The 18,276-nt window shown below is 66.3% G+C and carries 21 protein-coding genes; 9 read left to right on the top strand and 12 right to left on the bottom strand.

The features are described from left to right. Window positions 1–3: 3 nt before the first annotated feature. The gene (gene thiL / locus ACUYV6_RS04940) at window positions 4–1,038 is read right to left on the bottom strand and encodes a thiamine-phosphate kinase (RefSeq protein ID WP_449277566.1); all 1,035 of its coding nucleotides are present in this window, start codon (window positions 1,036–1,038) and stop codon (window positions 4–6) included. A 119-nt stretch (window positions 1,039–1,157) separates the two neighbouring features. Between thiL and ACUYV6_RS04945 the strand changes: the two genes are divergently transcribed. Next, window positions 1,158–1,673 (top strand): DUF3515 family protein, encoded by a 516-nt coding sequence (locus tag ACUYV6_RS04945; RefSeq protein WP_449277528.1) that lies wholly within the window; start codon window positions 1,158–1,160, stop codon window positions 1,671–1,673. A gap of 13 nt (window positions 1,674–1,686) precedes the next feature. Here ACUYV6_RS04945 and ACUYV6_RS04950 read toward each other — a convergent pair whose 3' ends face one another. From ACUYV6_RS04950 to ACUYV6_RS04980, 7 genes are all read right to left on the bottom strand, one after another. After that, complete coding sequence (locus tag ACUYV6_RS04950) at window positions 1,687–2,835, bottom strand: D-alanine--D-alanine ligase family protein (protein WP_449277567.1); 1,149 nt, start codon at window positions 2,833–2,835, stop codon at window positions 1,687–1,689. A 32-nt stretch (window positions 2,836–2,867) separates the two neighbouring features. Next, window positions 2,868–3,989: an NAD(P)H-dependent glycerol-3-phosphate dehydrogenase gene (locus tag ACUYV6_RS04955; RefSeq protein ID WP_449277529.1), complete on the bottom strand. Its 1,122-nt coding sequence runs from the start codon at window positions 3,987–3,989 to the stop codon at window positions 2,868–2,870. Beyond that, window positions 3,989–4,762, bottom strand: a complete 774-nt coding sequence (locus ACUYV6_RS04960; protein WP_449277530.1) for a lysophospholipid acyltransferase family protein — start codon at window positions 4,760–4,762, stop codon at window positions 3,989–3,991. Before ACUYV6_RS04960 ends, ACUYV6_RS04955 begins: the two co-directional genes overlap by 1 nt. An 81-nt stretch (window positions 4,763–4,843) precedes the next feature. After that, entirely contained in the window at window positions 4,844–6,205 is a 1,362-nt protein-coding gene (gene murA / locus ACUYV6_RS04965; protein WP_449277568.1) for a UDP-N-acetylglucosamine 1-carboxyvinyltransferase, read from the bottom strand. Between the two features lie 65 nt (window positions 6,206–6,270). Then, on the bottom strand, window positions 6,271–6,873 hold the full coding sequence (leuD, locus tag ACUYV6_RS04970; protein ID WP_449277531.1) for a 3-isopropylmalate dehydratase small subunit: 603 nt from the start codon (window positions 6,871–6,873) through the stop codon (window positions 6,271–6,273). Between the two features lie 2 nt (window positions 6,874–6,875). Then, a complete protein-coding gene (leuC, locus tag ACUYV6_RS04975) occupies window positions 6,876–8,471 on the bottom strand; it encodes a 3-isopropylmalate dehydratase large subunit (protein WP_449277532.1) in 1,596 nt (531 codons plus the stop codon). 42 nt (window positions 8,472–8,513) lie between these two features. Beyond that, window positions 8,514–9,293, bottom strand: coding sequence for an L-threonylcarbamoyladenylate synthase (locus tag ACUYV6_RS04980; protein WP_449277533.1), 780 nt, complete (start codon window positions 9,291–9,293; stop codon window positions 8,514–8,516). Between the two features lie 227 nt (window positions 9,294–9,520). Between ACUYV6_RS04980 and ACUYV6_RS04985 the strand changes: the two genes are divergently transcribed. From ACUYV6_RS04985 to ACUYV6_RS05000, 4 genes are all read left to right on the top strand, one after another. Beyond that, window positions 9,521–9,715 (top strand): hypothetical protein, encoded by a 195-nt coding sequence (locus ACUYV6_RS04985; RefSeq protein WP_449277534.1) that lies wholly within the window; start codon window positions 9,521–9,523, stop codon window positions 9,713–9,715. Window positions 9,716–9,743: 28 nt separating this feature from the next. After that, window positions 9,744–10,016 (top strand): GlsB/YeaQ/YmgE family stress response membrane protein, encoded by a 273-nt coding sequence (locus ACUYV6_RS04990; RefSeq protein ID WP_449277535.1) that lies wholly within the window; start codon window positions 9,744–9,746, stop codon window positions 10,014–10,016. Window positions 10,017–10,019: 3 nt separating this feature from the next. Continuing rightward, window positions 10,020–10,388, top strand: a complete 369-nt coding sequence (locus ACUYV6_RS04995) for a hypothetical protein (protein WP_449277536.1) — start codon at window positions 10,020–10,022, stop codon at window positions 10,386–10,388. 437 nt (window positions 10,389–10,825) lie between these two features. Next, window positions 10,826–11,017 (top strand): DUF2795 domain-containing protein, encoded by a 192-nt coding sequence (locus ACUYV6_RS05000; RefSeq protein WP_449277537.1) that lies wholly within the window; start codon window positions 10,826–10,828, stop codon window positions 11,015–11,017. Between the two features lie 116 nt (window positions 11,018–11,133). On the opposite strand, the gene ku is transcribed toward ACUYV6_RS05000, so the two are convergent. Continuing rightward, entirely contained in the window at window positions 11,134–11,979 is an 846-nt protein-coding gene (gene ku, locus ACUYV6_RS05005) for a non-homologous end joining protein Ku (protein WP_449277538.1), read from the bottom strand. A gap of 69 nt (window positions 11,980–12,048) precedes the next feature. On the opposite strand from ku, the gene ligD (ACUYV6_RS05010) reads away from it, so the two are divergent. The 3 genes from ligD (ACUYV6_RS05010) (at window position 12,049) to ACUYV6_RS05020 (ending at window position 14,999) form a co-directional block, all read left to right on the top strand. Beyond that, window positions 12,049–13,056, top strand: coding sequence for a non-homologous end-joining DNA ligase (gene ligD, locus ACUYV6_RS05010; RefSeq protein ID WP_449277539.1), 1,008 nt, complete (start codon window positions 12,049–12,051; stop codon window positions 13,054–13,056). Window positions 13,057–13,066: 10 nt separating this feature from the next. Next, window positions 13,067–14,530 (top strand): non-homologous end-joining DNA ligase, encoded by a 1,464-nt coding sequence (gene ligD / locus ACUYV6_RS05015; RefSeq protein WP_449277540.1) that lies wholly within the window; start codon window positions 13,067–13,069, stop codon window positions 14,528–14,530. 310 nt (window positions 14,531–14,840) lie between these two features. Beyond that, complete coding sequence (locus ACUYV6_RS05020; RefSeq protein WP_449277541.1) at window positions 14,841–14,999, top strand: hypothetical protein; 159 nt, start codon at window positions 14,841–14,843, stop codon at window positions 14,997–14,999. A gap of 176 nt (window positions 15,000–15,175) precedes the next feature. On the opposite strand, the gene ACUYV6_RS05025 is transcribed toward ACUYV6_RS05020, so the two are convergent. From ACUYV6_RS05025 to arsM, 3 genes are read right to left on the bottom strand one after another with little or no spacing between them, the layout of a single operon-like run. Beyond that, complete coding sequence (locus ACUYV6_RS05025) at window positions 15,176–15,580, bottom strand: arsenate reductase ArsC (protein ID WP_449277542.1); 405 nt, start codon at window positions 15,578–15,580, stop codon at window positions 15,176–15,178. Further along, window positions 15,577–16,692 (bottom strand): ACR3 family arsenite efflux transporter, encoded by a 1,116-nt coding sequence (arsB, locus tag ACUYV6_RS05030; protein ID WP_449277543.1) that lies wholly within the window; start codon window positions 16,690–16,692, stop codon window positions 15,577–15,579. Before arsB ends, ACUYV6_RS05025 begins: the two co-directional genes overlap by 4 nt. 41 nt (window positions 16,693–16,733) lie before the next feature. Then, window positions 16,734–17,552 carry an arsenite methyltransferase gene (arsM, locus tag ACUYV6_RS05035; RefSeq protein ID WP_449277544.1) on the bottom strand — a complete coding sequence of 273 codons (819 nt, stop codon included), beginning with the start codon at window positions 17,550–17,552 and terminating at the stop codon, window positions 16,734–16,736. Between the two features lie 94 nt (window positions 17,553–17,646). Between arsM and ACUYV6_RS05040 the strand changes: the two genes are divergently transcribed. Continuing rightward, window positions 17,647–18,030: an ArsR/SmtB family transcription factor gene (locus ACUYV6_RS05040; RefSeq protein ID WP_449277545.1), complete on the top strand. Its 384-nt coding sequence runs from the start codon at window positions 17,647–17,649 to the stop codon at window positions 18,028–18,030. Window positions 18,031–18,276: the final 246 nt, after the last annotated feature.

The raw sequence follows: 18,276 nt of genomic DNA on the forward strand, positions 1-18,276 counted from the left end.
AACTTACGAGTGCAGGCCCGGCAGCCGCACCGTGTACGGATCCCAGCCTCGCGGTACCAGTGGAGCGCCATCGAGGAGCAGTGCCCCGGCGGCAGCCCGAGCATCGGACGCGCGCACGGTACCGATCCGCATGAAGCCCTCCGGCAGGTCGACATCGGGCGGGAACGTGGCGAGCATCCCGTGATCCTCACCGCCGGAGAGCATCGCCGGAAGCGGTACAGTCGCACCTCGCTGTTCGCCGAAGCCCTCCAGCAACCGCGAAGAGTCGCAGTCGAGCACGACACCGCTTGCCCGGGCGAGGCGCGCGGCGTCCACGGAGAGTCCGTCCGAAACGTCGAGCATAGCCGTCGCCCCGGCCTCGGCCGCGGCGACGCCCGCGAGTATCGGCGGTGCCGGCGCGAGTTGCGCAGCGAGCTCCACCGGGTGGTCTCGCCGCAGCTCGTCAAGACAACGGCCATGGGCGGCACCGCCATCCTCGATACCGTGCTCGAAGAGCAACGACAGACCGATTCCCGCGAGACCCAGGTCCCCCGCATAGGCGAGGACGTCGCCAGGCCTCGCACCTGAGCGAGTCACTGCGGGTCTCCCCTCCAGGTCACCGAGCACGGTCACCGCGGCGATCAGCTGCGGAGCTCGTCCGAGATCCCCTCCGACCACTCCGCAGCCGGGCGCCAGCTCGCCGCAGGCGGCATCCAGCCCGCGCGCGATCTCCTCGAACAGCGCGATCGGGGTCTCTGTGGGTGCGGCGAGTGACACCGTCAGAGCAATCGGCCTGGCTCCCATGGCTGCGGCGTCCGACAGATTCGTCGCGGCGAGCTTCCAACCGAGTTCGAAACCGGAATGCCAGGCGAGACGGAAATCAGGACCCTCGATCATCGTGTCGCTGCTCACCACCGTGTCACCCCGCGTACGCAGCACAGCGCAGTCATCGCCGGGACCCAGTGCGGCAGCCTTCGCAGCAGAGAGCCGAGAGAGCACCCTCGCCAGCGTGCCGCCTTCACCGAGGCGCCCGATGGTTTCCCCTGCTCCGTCACTCACCACGCCACCAATCTACCGACAGACCCCAGGCCCGGCATCTCAGATTGCCGAGCCGCCCCGCGCCGCGTTCCCACGCTTGGCTTCGCAGATCCCCAGGCCTGCCGGAGTAGGCTGCTGACGTGGATTCATTGCCCGTCACTCGCTGTTCTCACCGCATTCGATCAGTACGTCGCGTCGTCCCCGCGCTGCTCGGTGCGTTCGGCCTCGCTGCGTCGCTGACCGCCTGTGCGGGGACCGTGCCGATGGAGGCGGCCGAGGACGCCAACGATCCGGCCTGCGCCGATGTCATCGTACGTCTGCCGCAGTCCGTGGCCGGTTTCGACAAGCGCGAAACCAACGCTCAGTCGACCGGCGCCTGGGGCGATCCGGCCGGTGTGCTGCTGCGATGCGGGATCGAGCCCAGCGGGCCGACGACCGATGATTGCGTGAATGTGAACGGCGTGGATTGGATCATCGACCGTTCGAATCCTCCGCTGTACCGTTTCGAAGCGTATGGGCGCTCACCCGGGCTCGAGGTCATCGTCGATTCTGAACTGGCAAGCGGTACCGAGGCGACCGTCGACCTTGGCGAGATCGCGAAGCTGCTTCCTCAGGAACGGCAGTGCACGAGTCTCGCGGAGACGCTCGAACTGTAGTCGCGGTGTGCGCTCAGTACGCTGGGCGCTTCTCAAGCGCGAGCTCGATGAGCTCCGTGATGAGCTCGGTATAGGCGAGGCCAGATTCTTCCCAGAGACGCGGGTACATCGAGATCGGTGTGAAGCCTGGCAGCGTGTTGATCTCGTTCAACACCGGACCGGAGTCGGTGAGGAAGAAGTCGATGCGGGCGAGGCCATCGCACTGCGCAACCTCGAAGGACCGCACGGCCGCCTCGGCGATCGCGGAGTACTCGGCGTCGGTGACGTCGGCCGGCAGCAAGAGTTCGATGCCCGAGGCGCCGAGGTACTTTGCTGCGAAGTCATAGAATTCGCGACCGGTGACGGCGATCTCACCCACCACGCTGCTCGTGCGCGGCCGAGCGCCGCCGCGGCCCTGCAGCACGGCGATCTCGATCTCACGGCCAGACACACCGGACTCGATCAGCACCGTACGGTCCTCGGCAAACGCCGTCTCAAGCGCCGCGGCCAGGTGAGCGGATTCGGTGACCCGACTCACCCCGACGCTGGAACCCGCTCTGGCGGGCTTCACGAATAGCGGATAGTCGAGGCCCTCGTCGAGGGTCGCGACGATGCTGGGGTCGCGCAGAACTTCGTCTTCCGTCACCGTTCTCCACGGCGCGACCGGTACCCCCGCGTCGGCGAGCACCGTCTTCACCGCGTGCTTGTCCATGCACAGCGCTGAGCCCAGGACGCCGCTGCCGACGTACGGCAGGTCCACCAGGTCGAGCATGCCTTGCACGGTGCCGTCTTCGCCGTACGGACCGTGCAGCATCGGCAGCACCGCATGCACGTGTCCGAGCCCGCGCAGCGATCCGCTCTGGTCCACGACCGTCAGCGCACGGGTATCGATCGACGCGGGCCACAGTACCCGAGTACCGTTGTCGACGACTTCGGGCAGGGCTGCCGCGTCGAGTGCGAAGCCGGCGAGATCGTCTTCTGCCAACAGCACGTGAGCGCCACGCTTCGTGATGCCGACCAGCAAGACGTCGAACTTCGTCCGGTCGATTGCGCGCAGAACGCCGGCCGCCGTAACGCAGCTGATGCTGTGTTCGCTGGAGCGGCCACCGAACAGAATCGCAACCGTGCGCCGACCGTCGGGCTGCGGAACCCCAGTCGTGTGAACCCCAGTCGTGTGCTCGATGCCTCGGTGATCGGTCTGTCCGCTCTGATCGCTCACTCGACGCTTCCCTTCATACGGTTCATGAATCGACGCCACGCACCGATCTTCTCGCCGCCGAGCTGCATCTCGGGCTGCGGCACGTCGTCTTCGGTCGCGAGATGCGGGCCGAGGTTCTTCGGAGCCATGCGCCCCTGCAGTACCATCTGCACCTGCTCGACGATCGGCATGGAGATGCCGCGTTCGCGAGCGAGTTCGAGCACGGGCGGCACGGAGGTGATGCCTTCGGCCGTCTGCTGCATCTGCTCTTTGGTCTCCTCCTGCGTGTACCCCTGGCCGATGAGTCGACCCGCGGTGTTGTTGCGCGAGAGCGGAGACTGACAGGTCGCGATGAGGTCGCCGAGGCCCGCGAGGCCGGTCATCGTGGTCGGGTCGGCTCCTGAGACGATGCAGAACTCTGTCATCTCTGCGAGTCCGCGTGTGATGATCGCAGCCTTCGTGTTCTGCCCGTAGCCGACCCCGTCGACGATGCCAATGGCCAAGGCGATGAGGTTCTTCAATACTCCGCCCAGTTCGGTGCCAATGACATCGGTGCTCACGTAACTCCGGAAGTACGATGTCGAGCAGGCGGTCGCGATCTCCTGCGCAACCTCGAAGTCAGCGCAGGAAGCGACGCCGCCCGTCGGTTGCTCCTTCGCGATCTCGAGGGCGATGTTCGGGCCCGAGATCACGCCGATTCGTTCGGGGCCGAGATCGAGGGTGTCGGCAATGACCTCGGACATGCGCATTGTCGTGGTGCGCTCGACGCCCTTCACCAGGCTGACGAGCACGCTGCGCGACTCGAGGTATGGTTCGATGTCCAGCAGGTTCTGACGCAGCGTCTGGCTGGGCACGGCGAGGAATACGAGTGAGCGACCACGCAGCGCCTCGGCGAGGTCAGCCGTTGCTTTCAGGGGTTTCGGCAGATTGATGCCAGGCAGATACTGACTATTGCGCTTGGCGACCTGGATCTCCTGCGCGACCTCATGCCGTCGCGCCCAGAGGGTGACGTCGCATCCGGCATCTGCAAGCACTTTCGCGAAGGTGGTGCCCCAACTGCCAGCACCGATCACCGCGACCTTGCGCCCGCGGTTGCGCTGCATGCTCTCGGTCACGATGGCGACGGGTTTCGTGACCATCAGAACCTGCCCGTTTCACTCTGCTGATGCTTGGCCGGGTCCCAGCGCTCTTCAGGAGGAGTTTCGCCGCGCAGTTCGGCGAGCAATTCGGTGATCTTCACCATGAGCAGGTCGGTGGCCCCAGAGACCGTGCGTTGGTCAAGCGGTTTGCCTTCGAATGCGGAGAGGTCGATCGGCTCACCGACTGAGATGTGGATGGTCTTCCGTGGGAACGGCCGGATGCGCTTTCCATATCGCGGCATGAGTCGCTGCGTGCCCCAATGCGCGACGGGAATCAGAGGGATCCCGGATTCGAGTGCGAGTCGAATCGCGCCGCTCTTGCCGCGCATGGGCCAGAGATCAGGATCGCGGGTGAGAGTGCCTTCGGGGTACACGATGACTCCGGCATCACGCTCGATGAGTTCACCCGCGGCACCCATCGGGTTCGCACTCGCTCCTCCGCGCCCCGCACCAACGCGTTCGACCGGAATCTGACCCGATGAGCGCAACAGGGCGCCGAGCACAGGCACCCTGAACAGGCTGGCCTTCGCCATGAACCGAGGCAGTCGCCCCAGGTGCCAGACTCCGGCTCCCATCACGATCGGATCGATCTCGCTGTAGTGGTTCGGCGCCAGGATGAACGGGCCGGACTGCGGCAGCGCAGACTTCGAGGTGAATCGGTATCGCACCATGAGGGACCACAGCGGCAGGATCAGTGCCGCCAGGAGCCAGAACATGGAGGGACGGCGTTTCTCCGCCGAGGACCGACTCCGAAGCTTCACCGTCTGCTGCATGGGATCAATTATTCCGGAGACGGCATGCCGACGGGGAAATTCCTCCGCGCGGCGGCGCGTCTCACTGCTATCTCTCGGTTCTCAACCCTCGAAGACGAAGTCGGCGCCGAGGAGACGCAGCTTCTCGATGAAGTTCTCGTAGCCACGGGAAATGATGCCGAGGTTCGTGACCCTCGTCTGTCCTTCGGCGGTGAGACCCGCGATGAGGTAACTGAAGCCCCCCCGCAGATCGGGCACTTCGATCTCGGCTCCGGTGAGCGGCGTGGGGCCGGTGATCACAGCGGCCTGCTCGAACTCCCGGCGGTTCACGCGACGATACTCGTCGTGCAGCCCGTCTTTGAAGACCTCGATGTTCGCGCCCATCTTGTTGAGGGCGCTCGTGAAGCCGAAGCGGTTCTCGTAGACGGTCTCGTGAATGGTGGAGACGCCCTGCGCCTGGGTGAGCGCGACGACGAGCGGCTGTTGCCAATCGGTCATGAACCCGGGGTGCACGTCCGTCTCGATCGTGACCGGTTTGAGGTCTCCGCCCGGGTGGTAGAAGCGGATGCCGTCATCGTGCACGTCGAAGTCGCCGCCGACCTTGCGGAAGACGTTGAGGAACGTCATCATCTCTTCCTGCTGCGCCCCGCCGACGAAGACATCGCCCCTGGTCGCAAGCGCGGCGGACGCCCAGCTGGCGGCCTCATTGCGGTCGAAGATCGCGCGGTGATCGTAGCCGCGGAGTTCGTCGACGCCTTCGATGAAGATGACCCGATTGGGCTCAACCGTGATGATCGCGCCCATCTTCTGCAGAATGCAGATGAGGTCGATGATCTCGGGTTCGATCGCCGCGTTGCGCAGCTCCGTCTGCCCCTTGGCCAGCACACTCGTGAGCAGCACCTGCTCAGTCGCGCCGACCGACGGATAGGGCAGTTCGATATTTGCACCGGTGAGACCGTTCGGTGCGGTGAGACTGATGCCGCTCGGCAACTTCTCGACTACGGCCCCGAATTTGCGCAGCGCCTCGAGGTGGAAGTCGATCGGACGATCGCCGATACGGCACCCGCCGAGATCGGGGATGAAGGCTTCGCCGAGGCGATGCAGCAACGGGCCGCAGAAGAGAATCGGAATCCGTGAGGATCCGGCATGCGCGTCGATGTCGGCGTGATGGGCGATCTCGACGTTCGACGGGTCGAGGTGCCATTCGCCCGGATCTTCGCCGCGCGTGATGAGGACGCCGTGCAGCGCGAGCAGGCCCGCGACGACTCGGATGTCTGAGACGTTCGGCACATTGCGCAGCACGCTCGCAGACTTGCCGAGGAGCGCTGCGACCATCGCCTTGGGTGCCAAATTCTTGGCGCCGCGCACTTCGATGCGGCCACGCAGCGGACGACCACCGTTGATGATGATCTCATCGCTGGTCAGGCCGACCCGTGCGCCCGCCTTCTGCGCGTCCTTCTTCAGGCCGTCCTCGCCCTGCGAACCAGTGTTCTCGGGTCCGTCTCCGCCGTGCTCGTGATCGGGAGTGTTCACGCAGTCTCCAAAGGTGTGGTGGTGGGCATCCAGCTCGGGCGTCGCGCCTCGAAATCGGCGATCGCCTGCTCGTTGCGCAGAGTCAGGGAGATGTCGTCGAGTCCTTCCAGGAGACGCCAGCGGGTGTAGTCATCAACTTCGAAGGGTACCGTCGTATTCCCGACGGAGACTGTACGGTCTTCAAGGCTGACCGTAGCTTCGATGCCGGGAGTGCGCTCGATCTCGTCCCAGAGCCGCTCGACGTCCGCTTCTTCGACGACTGCCGCGAGCAGCCCCTGCTTCCCCGCATTCCCCCGGAAGATGTCGCCGAATCGCGGAGAGACGACGACGCGAAACCCAAAGTCTCGGAGCGCCCATACGGCGTGCTCGCGCGATGAGCCGGTACCGAAATCAGCACCGGTGATGAGCACGCCGGCACCCGAGAACTCGGGGCGGTTGATGACGAATTCGGGATCCTGCCGCCAGTGGAAGAACAGCGCGTCTTCGAACCCGGTCTTGGTGATGCGCTTCAAGAACTGGGCGGGAAGAATCTGGTCGGTATCGACATTCGATCGACGCAGGGGCGCCGCGACCGCGGTCAGAGTGGTGAACTTTTCCATGCTCAGGACTGGCTCCTCTCCGACTCGCGAGTAAACGGGGCGATCGGCAGCCGAGTACGGTATCGGCGCTCGCCCTCTGGGATCGGGTCGGCATCGTGCGTAATACCGCGCGCCGCATCGGCTGCCAGGTCGGACGGACTCGACAGCGTTCCCCGGATCGCTGTCGCAGCGGCCACGAGCGGCGACACGAGGTGAGTGCGCCCACCCTTGCCCTGGCGCCCCTCGAAGTTGCGGTTCGAAGTCGATGCGCAGCGTTCGCCGGGCGTCAGCTGATCCGGATTCATTCCCAGGCACATCGAGCAGCCCGCGAACCGCCATTCACCGCCGAACTCTTCGACGATACGATCGAGGCCCTCCTTTTCGGCGTCGAGGCGCACCCGGGCTGAACCCGGCACGACCATCAGCCGAACGCCTTCGGCCTTCTGCTTTCCTTTGATGATCTCCGTGAACGCACGCAGGTCTTCGATACGGCTGTTCGTGCACGAACCCATGAACACGGTATCGACCGGAATCCCCTTCATCGGTGTGCCAGGCTCGAGCTCCATGTACTCGAGCGCCCGCTCAGCGGCGGCGCGATCGGTGGCGTCCTCGAATGATGATGGATCGGGCACGCTCTCACCGAGTGGGACTCCCTGGCCCGGGTTCGTCCCCCAGGTGACGAACGGCTCGAGCTCATTCGCGTCGATGAACACCTCGCGGTCGAAGACCGCATCGTCATCGGTCGGCAGCGTGCGCCAGTAGGCGACCGCTTCCTCCCAGTCGCTACCCTTCGGCGCGTGCGGGCGACCCTTCACATAGGCGAAGGTGGTCTCGTCGGGCGCAACCATGCCGACACGCGCGCCTGCTTCGATCGACATATTGCAGATCGTCATGCGCCCCTCCATCGAGAGACTGCGGATCGTCGAACCACGGTATTCGATGGCATAGCCCTGCCCGCCGCCTGTGCCGATCTTCGCGATGACCGCAAGAATGACGTCCTTAGCCGTGACCCCCGGCCGCAGCTCACCCTCGACGTTGACTGCCATCGTCTTGAACGGCTTCAGCGGCAAGGTCTGGGTCGCCATGACATGCTCGACCTCGCTCGTGCCGATGCCGAATCCCAGCGCACCGAAGGCACCATGAGTCGAAGTGTGGCTGTCGCCGCATACGACCGTGATGCCGGGCATGGTAAGACCGAGCTGCGGGCCGACCACATGAACGATCCCCTGCTCGTCATCGCCGAGCGGGTGCGCGCGCACGCCGAACTCCTCGACGTTCCGACGCAGCGTTTCGATCTGCAGCCGACTGGTCGGCTCTTCGATCTCGCGCATGATCTCGACGGTCGGGGTGTTGTGATCTTCGGTCGCGAGCATGAGGTCGACTCGACGCAGCGGCCGGTTCGCCATCCGCAGGCCGTCGAACGGCTGCGGGCTCGTCACCTCGTGGATCAGGTGAAGGTCGATGTAGATCAGGTCGGGCTGACCGCCCTCACCCTTCACGACCGTGTGGGCGTCCCAAAGCTTCTGAGCCAGCGTGCGGGGCTGCGAGGCGCGCGCGTCCGAAGCCTGCGCGTCCGATGCCTGCACGCCCGATACCGCCTCAGAGGGGTTCTCGTTCATATCTGCTCGCTCCCGATCGCCGGCGCCGCCGGCGACTGCCGATCAGTAGTACTCGCCGTGACGGTAGTCCCAGCTGTTGAAGCTGTCGGAGAGGTTGACGAGGATCTGCGGCAGGTCGAGGCCCTTGCGAATGAGCACGGGCGCCGGTGAGACCGAGCGCTCCCCCTTCTGCTCAGGCACGAGATTGCCCTCCCGGTCGACGAACGAGACCATGACGCCCTGCTCGTAGCGGGTTTCAACGGTCTTGTCGGGCTGGATCGAGGCGACGTACTCGTCGCCCTCAATGATCAGGTCGGCGTTCGACTCGATCGACTCACCGATACCCGTGACGAGGCCACGGTTGCCCTTGCCCGACGGGTTCGCCGAGCTGGCGAATGTGAAGCCGCGACCGTTCTCCCAGCGCTCGCGCGCGATGTTCTCACCGGGAGTACCGAAGCGGATCACGAAGCAGCTGGTGCCGCGCTCATCCATCATCAGCTCCTGCGAGCCGTCATCGGGGATCAGTGCCTTCCCTTCCTCGCTCCATGGAACGATGCAGCCCATCAGTACGTCCTGGTCCCAGTGCTTCTGGTAGAACTCTTCGATCTCGGGCGTCAACTGAGCAATGGTGCGCAGCTGTTCCATCGAGCCGCAGAGTACGACGCCGGGCTTGTTGCGCGCACGGTTCTTGACCTCGAACTTGCGCTCCAGGCTGGCACGGTCGGTCGTGAGGATGATGTATCCGACCTTCGTGGGGCAGACCACGATCTTGCCGCCCTCGGCGAGCAGATCGATCGCCTCCTGCTGCACTCCACCGTTCCATGTCACACGCGCGCCGGCCATTGTTCCCTCTCGTCGTACTGATCGAAGATCTCGCTTCGGAGACGCTCCAAACGCTCACACAGATGCGAACGTTGACAGAGTCTCCCAACTCAATGACAATACCTCATCCAGATGATCACCGTTCACCGCGAGAGGCGGTCTCGGGCCGTGCCAGAGGCCTACACGGAGATCGCGTGGGTCGCGTGGAATCCTGTGCGTCGGAACGCCGGGATCTCACGAGGATCGCGATGAAAAGAACGATCACTCCGCATGCGCCGACCACAACAATCCACCGCGAACCCGGGCCACGCGTGCGCGGTCAACAGCTTACGTACGACGACCGCGCCTGGGTGGCCGCTATCGCGCAGTACTCCATTCGTTTCCGCGAAGCAAGCCCCTGGATCGCAGCCGTCGCGCGCGGATACCGTCGGACCACCGGGTGATCCTCGCTCGGCCGAAAGGAGCACAAACATGAGTTTCTTAGCATTTCTCGTACTCGGCCTGATCGCGGGCGCGATTGCGAAAGCAATCCTGCCGGGTCGGCAGGGCGGGGGCTGGTTCGTGACGCTCTTGCTCGGGGTCGTCGGTGCGATGCTCGGCGGATGGCTGGGCGGCGTGCTCTTCGGAGTGGACCTACAAGAGTTCTGGTCACTGCAGACCTGGCTGCTCGCGATCGGCGGCTCAATCGTGGTGTTGCTCGTCTACGGTCTTGTCGTAGGCGGCAGCCGCCGCAGGACGGAGTGAGCGATGGCAGCGCAGCACGCTAGGGACGATCGGGAGGAGCGACCTTCCGGCAAGTCGGAGCAGCCTGGCGAGGGGGAGGGAACGGCTTCCACGGAGGGCAGCCGCGGCAAGAAGGCCGAAGACGACGTGACGAGCGATCCAGCGCTCGACGATCGGGTGGGTTCGGACTGGGCTGACGAGGGCGGCGCGACTCCCGCAGGGCCGGCCACCTCGACGCCCGGCGGTCCCGACACCGAGGAGTCGAAACGACAGGTGCGGATTGACCGCGAACGCGAAGAGGCGGATGGAGGGGGATCGGATGAGCATCACGGAGACCGACGCGACGACGAGACCGGATCCTCGGAGGTCTCCCCCGACTCCCCGGCTGACTAAGCTCTCCTTCTCCGTCATCCTCGCCCCCGCGCTCTCGCAGCGCAGCAGCCGCTGCGAGACGCGGCTGGGCGGGGCCGGCGCTGCAGAGGAGGCGGCGGACCGGAGTATCTGCTCCGAGCTTGGAGAACACGGACTGGCGGAGGCGGACTTCGCCTTCTGGTCCCGGTTGCCGCCGCAGCACGCGGGCAAGGACCGCGTGGCGCAGTAGCGGGTGATGGAACGCACGGGCGGGGCCGGGATACTCCCGAGCGGCGCCGTGCACCTGGAGGCCCCCACGACCGTCACCGACCGGCGCGTCGAGGCGAGCGAGGTGCTGTATCCCGATCCCACGCGCTCTGATCCACCCGAATCGGATCCCGCCGGATCCGCGCCCCGCCTCACAGTCCGTCCGATCCACTGGATCCACCAGATCCACCCCGAGACGAGAGGAGATGCTCATGAGCGAGCAGCCCGATCCCATCCAGCTTCAGAAGTACCTCGGAGGGGTCGACTACCCCGCCGGGAAGTCGGACCTCGTGAGCGCCGCGCGGAAGGCTGGCGCCGACGACGACGTGCTCGACGCCCTGGACGGCCTGCCGGACCGCGACTTCGACAGCCCGACCGACGTGAGCGGCGAGTTCGGAGACTAGTCGCGGGTCGCACCGATGCTGCTCCCGCTTCCGCGACGAGATGGGAAGCGGAAGACGGGAAACAGCAATCCGCGCTTCGCCTCAGGGTGGAGTGCGGATAGCCGTGCGCCCGGTCCCTACGCTCGTTTGCGGTGCGACGCCTGCGGCTTGTCAGACTTCTTCCGCGCTCCCGGCTTCTTCTTCGCACGGGAGCGCTGCACGCTCTGCTTGAGCGCCTCCATGAGGTCGATGACCTCGCCGCCCGACGCTTCCGTCTCCCCGAAGGTCTCCTCGGTGTCGATCGCGTCGCCCGCACGCCGCTTCGCCTCAATGAGATTGCGCAGCTGCTCCTGGTATTCGTCGTGAAAGCGCCCGGGCTCGAAATCGTCCGAGAAACTCTTCACGAGCGCCGCCGAGAGCTGCATCTCCTTCGCAGAGATCCGCACCCGCTGGTCGAGCGACGGGAAGGCGGGCTCGCGGATCTCGTCGGGCCACATCAGTGTCTGCAGCAGCAGCACCTCGCCCCGCACGCGCAGGGCGGCGAGGCGCGTCCTCTGGCGCAGAGCGAACTGCACGACCGCCGTGCGCTCGGTCTTCTCGAGGGTGCGACGCAACAGTACGTACGCCTTCGTCGTCTTCCCCGAGGGCTCCAGGTAATAGCTGCGCTCGAACAGCAGCGGATCGATCTGCGCGCTCGGCACGAACTCCACGACCGAGATCTCCCGATCCTTCTCCTGCGGGATTGACGCGAGATCCTGCTTCGTGAGGACGACGGTCTCCTCCTCGTCGACGTAGGCGCGGTTGATGTGCTCGTACGGCACGACCTCACCGCAGATCTCGCAGTGCCGCTCGTAGCGGATCCGCCCGCCGTCCCGATCGTGCACCTGGTGCAGCTCCACGTCGTGGTCCTCGGTCGCACTGTACAGCTTGACGGGCACGTTGACGAGCCCGAAGGTGATCGCTCCGCTCCAGATCGCTCTCATGCCTACAGTAGAGCTCACGCGACTGTCAAAGGTCTACTGCTTGCGCCCGACAGCCGCCATCGTGTAGAGATGACCAGGAAGCAGGATCAGACGGTCGAGATCGGCGGGCGGCGGATCCGCATCTCGAACCCGTACAAGGTGCTCTACCCCTTGACGGGTGCCACCAAGCAGGACGTGATCGCGTACTACGGCGCGATCGCCCCCACGATGCTGCCCCACTGTCGCGACCGCCCCGCAACCCGGAAGCGGTGGCCCGACGGCGTCGGCGAGGACGGCAAGGGCGACTCCTTCTTCCAGAAAGACCTCGGGGACGGAACGCCCGACTGGGTGCGGACCGGCCGGATCCAGCACAAGGATCACATCAACACCTACCCGCTCGTCGACGACCGCGCGACGCTCGTATGGCTCGCCCAACTCGCCGCGCTCGAGATCCACGTGCCCCAGTGGCGCTTCGACGCCGACGGCGAGCCCGACCGTCCCGACCGGCTCGTATTCGACCTCGACCCCGGTGAGGGTGTGATGCTGCGCGAGTGCGCGCAGGTCGCGTTCCTCGTCCGCGACATCCTCCGCGACATGGACCTTCCCGCGATACCGGTGACGAGCGGCAGCAAGGGGATCCACCTCTACGCGGCCCTCGACGGCTCGCTGACCTCCGATCAGGCTTCCGCGCTGGCCAAGGAGCTGGCGCGCTCCCTCGAGGCTGACCATCCCGACGACATCACGAGCGCTATGAAGCGCGCGCTGCGGCCCGGCAAAGTCTTCCTCGACTGGAGCCAGAACAACGCGTCGAAGACCACCGTTGCGCCGTACTCGCTGCGCGGGCGAATCGCACCGACCGTGGCAGCGCCGCGGAGCTGGCGCGAGCTCGCCTCCCCGCACCTGAAGCAACTCGAGTTCCACGAGGTGCTGGCCCGGGTGGAGAAGCGGGGCGATCCGCTCGCGGCGCTGCTCGGCGCGGATCAGCCGCCCGACCGCCTGCGGACCTACCGATCCAAGCGCGACGCCCGTAGAACCCCCGAGCCCGTGCCCGAGCCGGGCGACGGCGACGCGGAGGGCGATCGACGCGCCCCGCTCTAAACCTGTCTACGTGATCCAGCGCCACGACGCACGCCGACTGCACTACGACTTCCGACTGGAGCACGACGGCGTGCTCGTGAGCTGGGCGTTGCCGAAAGGGGTTCCGACGGACCCCGCAGTCAACCATCTCGCGGTGCCAACGGAGGACCACCCCATGTCGTACCGGCACTTCGAAGGCGACATCCCGCGCGGCGAGTACGGCGCCGGGAACGTGCGTATCTGGGACGAGGGAGAGTACGAGCTGGAGAAGTGGCGCGACGACGAGGTGATCGCGACGCTGACCGGTGGTCCCGGAGGAGGCCTCGGCGGCACGCGGCGCTTCGCGCTATTCCGGGCGGGCGAGGTCGGCGGGAAGCCGCGCTGGATGATCCACCTCATGGAGGATCGGGACGGAACCGGGCGCGGATCGGGGCGAGGCAGCACACGATCCGTCGTCCCCGACACTCGGCCCCGAGGAGGCGCGCCGGGTCGCCAGACCGAGTTCGCACCCATGCTCTCCGAGCGCGGGGTCCTTGCCGCGCTGCCGCGGCTCGACCCCGAGGAGTGGGCGTTCGAGATGAAGTGGGACGGGATCCGGGCGATCGCCATCGTCGACGGGGAGCGCTGCAACCTGCGCAGCCGATCCGACTCCGATCTCACACCCGCGTACCCGGAGTTCGCGACGCTGCCAGCGGCGGTGAACGGCGAGCAGGCCGTGCTCGACGGCGAAATCGTCGCACTGGGCACCGACGGAGCGCCCAGCTTCAGTCGGCTGCAACGCCGCTTCGGGCTGAGCGACCACGCGGACATCGCGCGGGCACGGCGGGAGGCTCCCGCCTCATTCCTGGTGTTCGACGTGCTGAGCGTCAACGGCCAGGACTGCCGGGCGCTGCCCTACCGGCAGCGCCGCGAGTTGCTCGAATCCGTCGTCGAGGAGGCGCCCGGCGTGCCCGTCGCCCTGCCCGAGGTCTTCGCGGGCGAGCCGTCCGATGCGATGGAGACGAGCCGCGGCCTCGGGCTCGAGGGCGTCATGGCGAAGCGGTGGGAGGCCCCGTACCGCTCCGGGATCCGCTCGGACGACTGGCGGAAGTTCCCGCTGATCGACACGCAGGAGGTCGCGGTCATGGGCTGGCGGGACAGCCCGTCGGACGCGCGGGGCTTCGCCTCGCTCCTCCTCGCCGACCGCAGGGCGGACGGAGGGGCCTGGCGCTACGCCGGTCGCGTCGGCACCGGCTTCTCGACGGCGGAGCGCCGCACGATCCGAGAGCTCCTCACGCCGCTCGAGTGCGACGAGCCCGCCGCCGAAGCGCCTGCCGAAGTACGGCGCGACGCCCACTGGGTGCGCCCGGAGCTCGTGGCGGAAGTCATCTCCAAGGGTCGCACGGCGGGCGGCAACCTCCGTCAGCCGGTGTGGCGCGGCTGGCGGCCCGACAAGGCGCCCGGAAACCTCTCAGAGCGGCGGTCCATCTCCGCGAGCAACCGCGGATCGGAGTAGGAGGAGCGCGTGACCGCGGCGGTGTTGCCGAGACGCTCGGCGGCGACCCCTGCCACCTCGCGCACCCGCCCTCGCGGAATCGAGCTCCGCAGGGTCGCGATCGCTCGTTCGAGGACGCCGGCGGCGGTGGCACCCTTCTCGTTGTCGTGGATCTCTGCATAAGCGACCCGGGGGTGGGTGGTGGTACACCTACGACCGGCTTCGCCGGGCCAACCTTCTCACAGTGCTCCAACGCCGCGAACACCACGTCAACTGCGTAACCGCCGGCGGCCCTGAAACGACCAGCCGGCTCGAGGAAAGCGTGAATGCGATGACCAAGCACACCCTCCACCTGCACCGCAGCATGTCGATCGAGCATCGGAAGCGGGCCGCGGAATGGGTGATCATCGAACGAGCGAGTCTCCTGCATCAACGTCCGCGTCCTCGTGAAGAACCCCAGCCCCACGACCGCGAACGTCACCAAGGATGACGCCGATCGCTGGCGCCACTTTGGCGCCCTCCTGCACGACGATTCGATCCTGCTCTACGCCCGTATCATCGGCCTCTTCATGCTGCTGTTCGCCCAGCCGCTCACCCGAGCCTGCAGTGTCCGCACCGATGGTTCAACAACTCGGCACCCGGCAACTGCGCCGCGCGACCCGAAGTTCAGGTCAGTTTATCGACGAGGCTACGGACCCGGCCCTCGATGTCGTCGCGGATGGTGCGCACGGCGTCGAGGCCTTGCCCTGCGGGGTCGTCGAGCTGCCAATCCTCGTAGCGCTTGCCGGGGAAGATCGGGCACGTATCCCCGCACCCCATCGTGATGACCACGTCCGCGGCTCGCACGGCATCGATGGTGAGCAGCTTCGGACGTTCCGCGGTGATGTCAATACCCACTTCTCCCATCGCTTCGACTACGGCGGGGTTGAGCTGGTCGGCAGGTTCGGAGCCGGCGGAACGGACCTCGACTCGGCCCTCGGCGATGCGGGTGAGGCAGGCGGCGGCCATTTGGGAGCGTCCGGCGTTGTGGACGCAGACGAACAAGACCATCGGGATCGGCTGGGCGGTCATGATGCTCCGGTTTCTGCTTGGTAGGGGTTGGTGTGGAACCAGCGGCGGGCGGTCCAGAGGGAGACGTAGACGAGGCCGACGAGGACGGGCACCTCGATCAGCGGCCCGACCACCCCGGCCAGCGCCTGCCCGCTGGTGGCTCCGAACGTGCCGATGGCGACGGCGATGGCAAGTTCGAAGTTGTTGCCCGCCGCCGTGAACGCAAGCGTCGTAGAGCGGGCGTAGCCGAGGCCAAGGCTCTTGCCGAGCAAGAGGCCTGCGAACCACATAAGCGCGAAGTAGACCAGCAGCGGCAGAGCGATCCGGGCGACATCGAGCGGATTCTGTGTGATCGCTTCGCCCTGGAGGGCGAACAGCAACACGATCGTGAACAGCAGCCCATACAGCGCCCACGGCCCGATCCGAGGAACGAAGGTCGCCTCATACCAGGCCCGACCCTTACGCTTCTCGCCGATCCACCGGGTCGCGAACCCGGCGATGAGCGGCACGCCGAGGAAGACGAGGACATTGAGGGCGATCTGCCCGACCGACACGTCCAGCCCCTGAGTGTCGAGACCGAGCCAGCCGGGGAGAATCGTGAGGTAGAACCAGCCGAGCACCGAGAACATCACGACTTGGAAGACGGAGTTGATCGCGACCAGCACCGCGGTCGCTTCCCGGTCGCCGCAGGCCAGGTCGTTCCAGATCACGACCATCGCGATACACCGTGCGAGACCGACGATGATGAGGCCGGTGCGGTACTCGGGCAGGTCCGGGAGGAAGATCCAGGCGAGGGCGAACATCACCGCGGGGCCGAGAAGCCAGTTCAGCAGCAGGGAGGAGACGAGAAGGTGCTTGTCGCCGGTCACGGCGGCGATCTTGTCGTAGCGGACTTTCGCCAGCACCGGGTACATCATCACCAGCAGACCCAGGCCGATCGGCACCGAGATCCCGCCGATCTCCATCCGGGGCAGCACGTCGGAGAGAGCGGGCACGAACCGGCCGAGGAGGAGGCCGGTGATCATGGCCAGGCCGATCCAGGCCGGCAGCCACTTGTCCAACGTCGACAGGCGCTTCGCGGCCGGGGCCTGCGTCGGGGTCGCGGTGCTGGTGGTGTTCTGGGGTGAGGGCATCGGACTGCTTGATCTCCTCGGTCTCTCGATTGCGGGCGGGGTTAGTGGGTGGGCTTGGTGGCGCGGATGATCGCGGCGTGCATTCCGTCGGCGGCTTCGTGGGTGAACTCCACGCTCGCATCCGTGAACCCGGCCTCGGCAAGCCCGTCGAGGTACTCCGACCGTGAGAGGGCTCCGGCGATGCAGCCGACGTAGGAGCCGCGCTCGGCCCGCTGTGCCGGGGTGAGACGGTCTTCGGCGACGACATCAGAGACCCCGATCCGCCCACCCGGGGTAAGGACGCGGAACATCTCAGCGAGCACGGCCGGCTTATCGGTGGAGAGGTTGATGACGCAGTTCGAGATCACCACATCCACCGACCCGTCCGGCAGCGGCACGTCCTCGATCGTGCCCTTGAGGAACTCGACATTCTCCGCTCCGGCTTCTGTCTTGTTCTTCTCGGCCAACGCGAGCATCTCGTCGGTCATGTCCACCCCGTAGGCGAACCCGGTCGGCCCGACACGGCGGGCGGAGAGAAGCACGTCGATGCCGCCGCCGGAGCCGAGGTCGAGCACCCGCTCACCCTCATGCAGCTCGGCGACCGCAGTCGGATTGCCGCAGCCGAGGCTCGCTTCGACCGCTTCGAGGGGCAGGCCGGCGACGGTCGCATCGTCATAGAGGCCCGCGCCGAAGCTGCGCTCGGTCGGAGCACAGCACGAACCCGAATCGGTCCCCTCGGCAGCAGGCGTGCTGGCGCAGCACGAGCCCACGGGCGTCTCCTCGGCCAGCAGGTCGGCGTTGCGGGTGCCGCTGGTCACGGCGGTCGCGGCCTGCCCGTAGCGGGCGCGGACCTGCTCGCGCAGCTCAGTGTTCTCACTCATGACGTGCTCCATTCGGTCGGGTGGACGCTCGATCAACGTATTGATGCTCGTCGATGCATCGACAGTTGTCAATACGTGGCGTAGGATTAGGGGCGTGACTACTTCACTGCCGATGATCACCACTGATGCGGGTGGGTGCTGTGCTCCGGTCACCGGCGGGGTGCTCGCTGTCGAGGATGCCCAGCAGTTGGCGCGGATGTTCAAGGCGCTCGGCGACCCGACCCGGGTTCGGTTGCTGTCGATGATCGCGGCGCAGCCTGGCGGGGAAGCGTGCGTGTGCGACCTGACCGAACCCGTCGGGCTCTCCCAGCCCACGGTCTCCCATCACATGAGGCAGCTCGTCGATGCTGGGCTGGTCACCCGCGAGCAGCGCGGCAAATGGGCCTACTACGCCATCGTGCCCGAGATCCTCGCGATGCTCTCCGCAGCCCTCGACCCACAGGCACTACAGACCAGCGCCCAGACGTCAGCCTGCTGACACTGCAATCAGTGACGGGCTCCGATCCCGTCACTTCATGAGACTCCGCACATCCCGAGGCAGGTCCGGTCAGGCTGGCATGAACCCCAATGGTGCATCCTCGCCGCTACATAACCCCTGTGGGTTATAGGCCAGAAGGAGTGGATGGGATCCTGATCTAGCCGCAGGATCACGCGGTAGAACAAGGATCGTTATAGTCCGGCACCCTTAACTGTGCCGACCTCTCTCAACTCGACCGTGTGTCTG

The organism is Leucobacter sp. GX24907, from assembly GCF_053567335.1.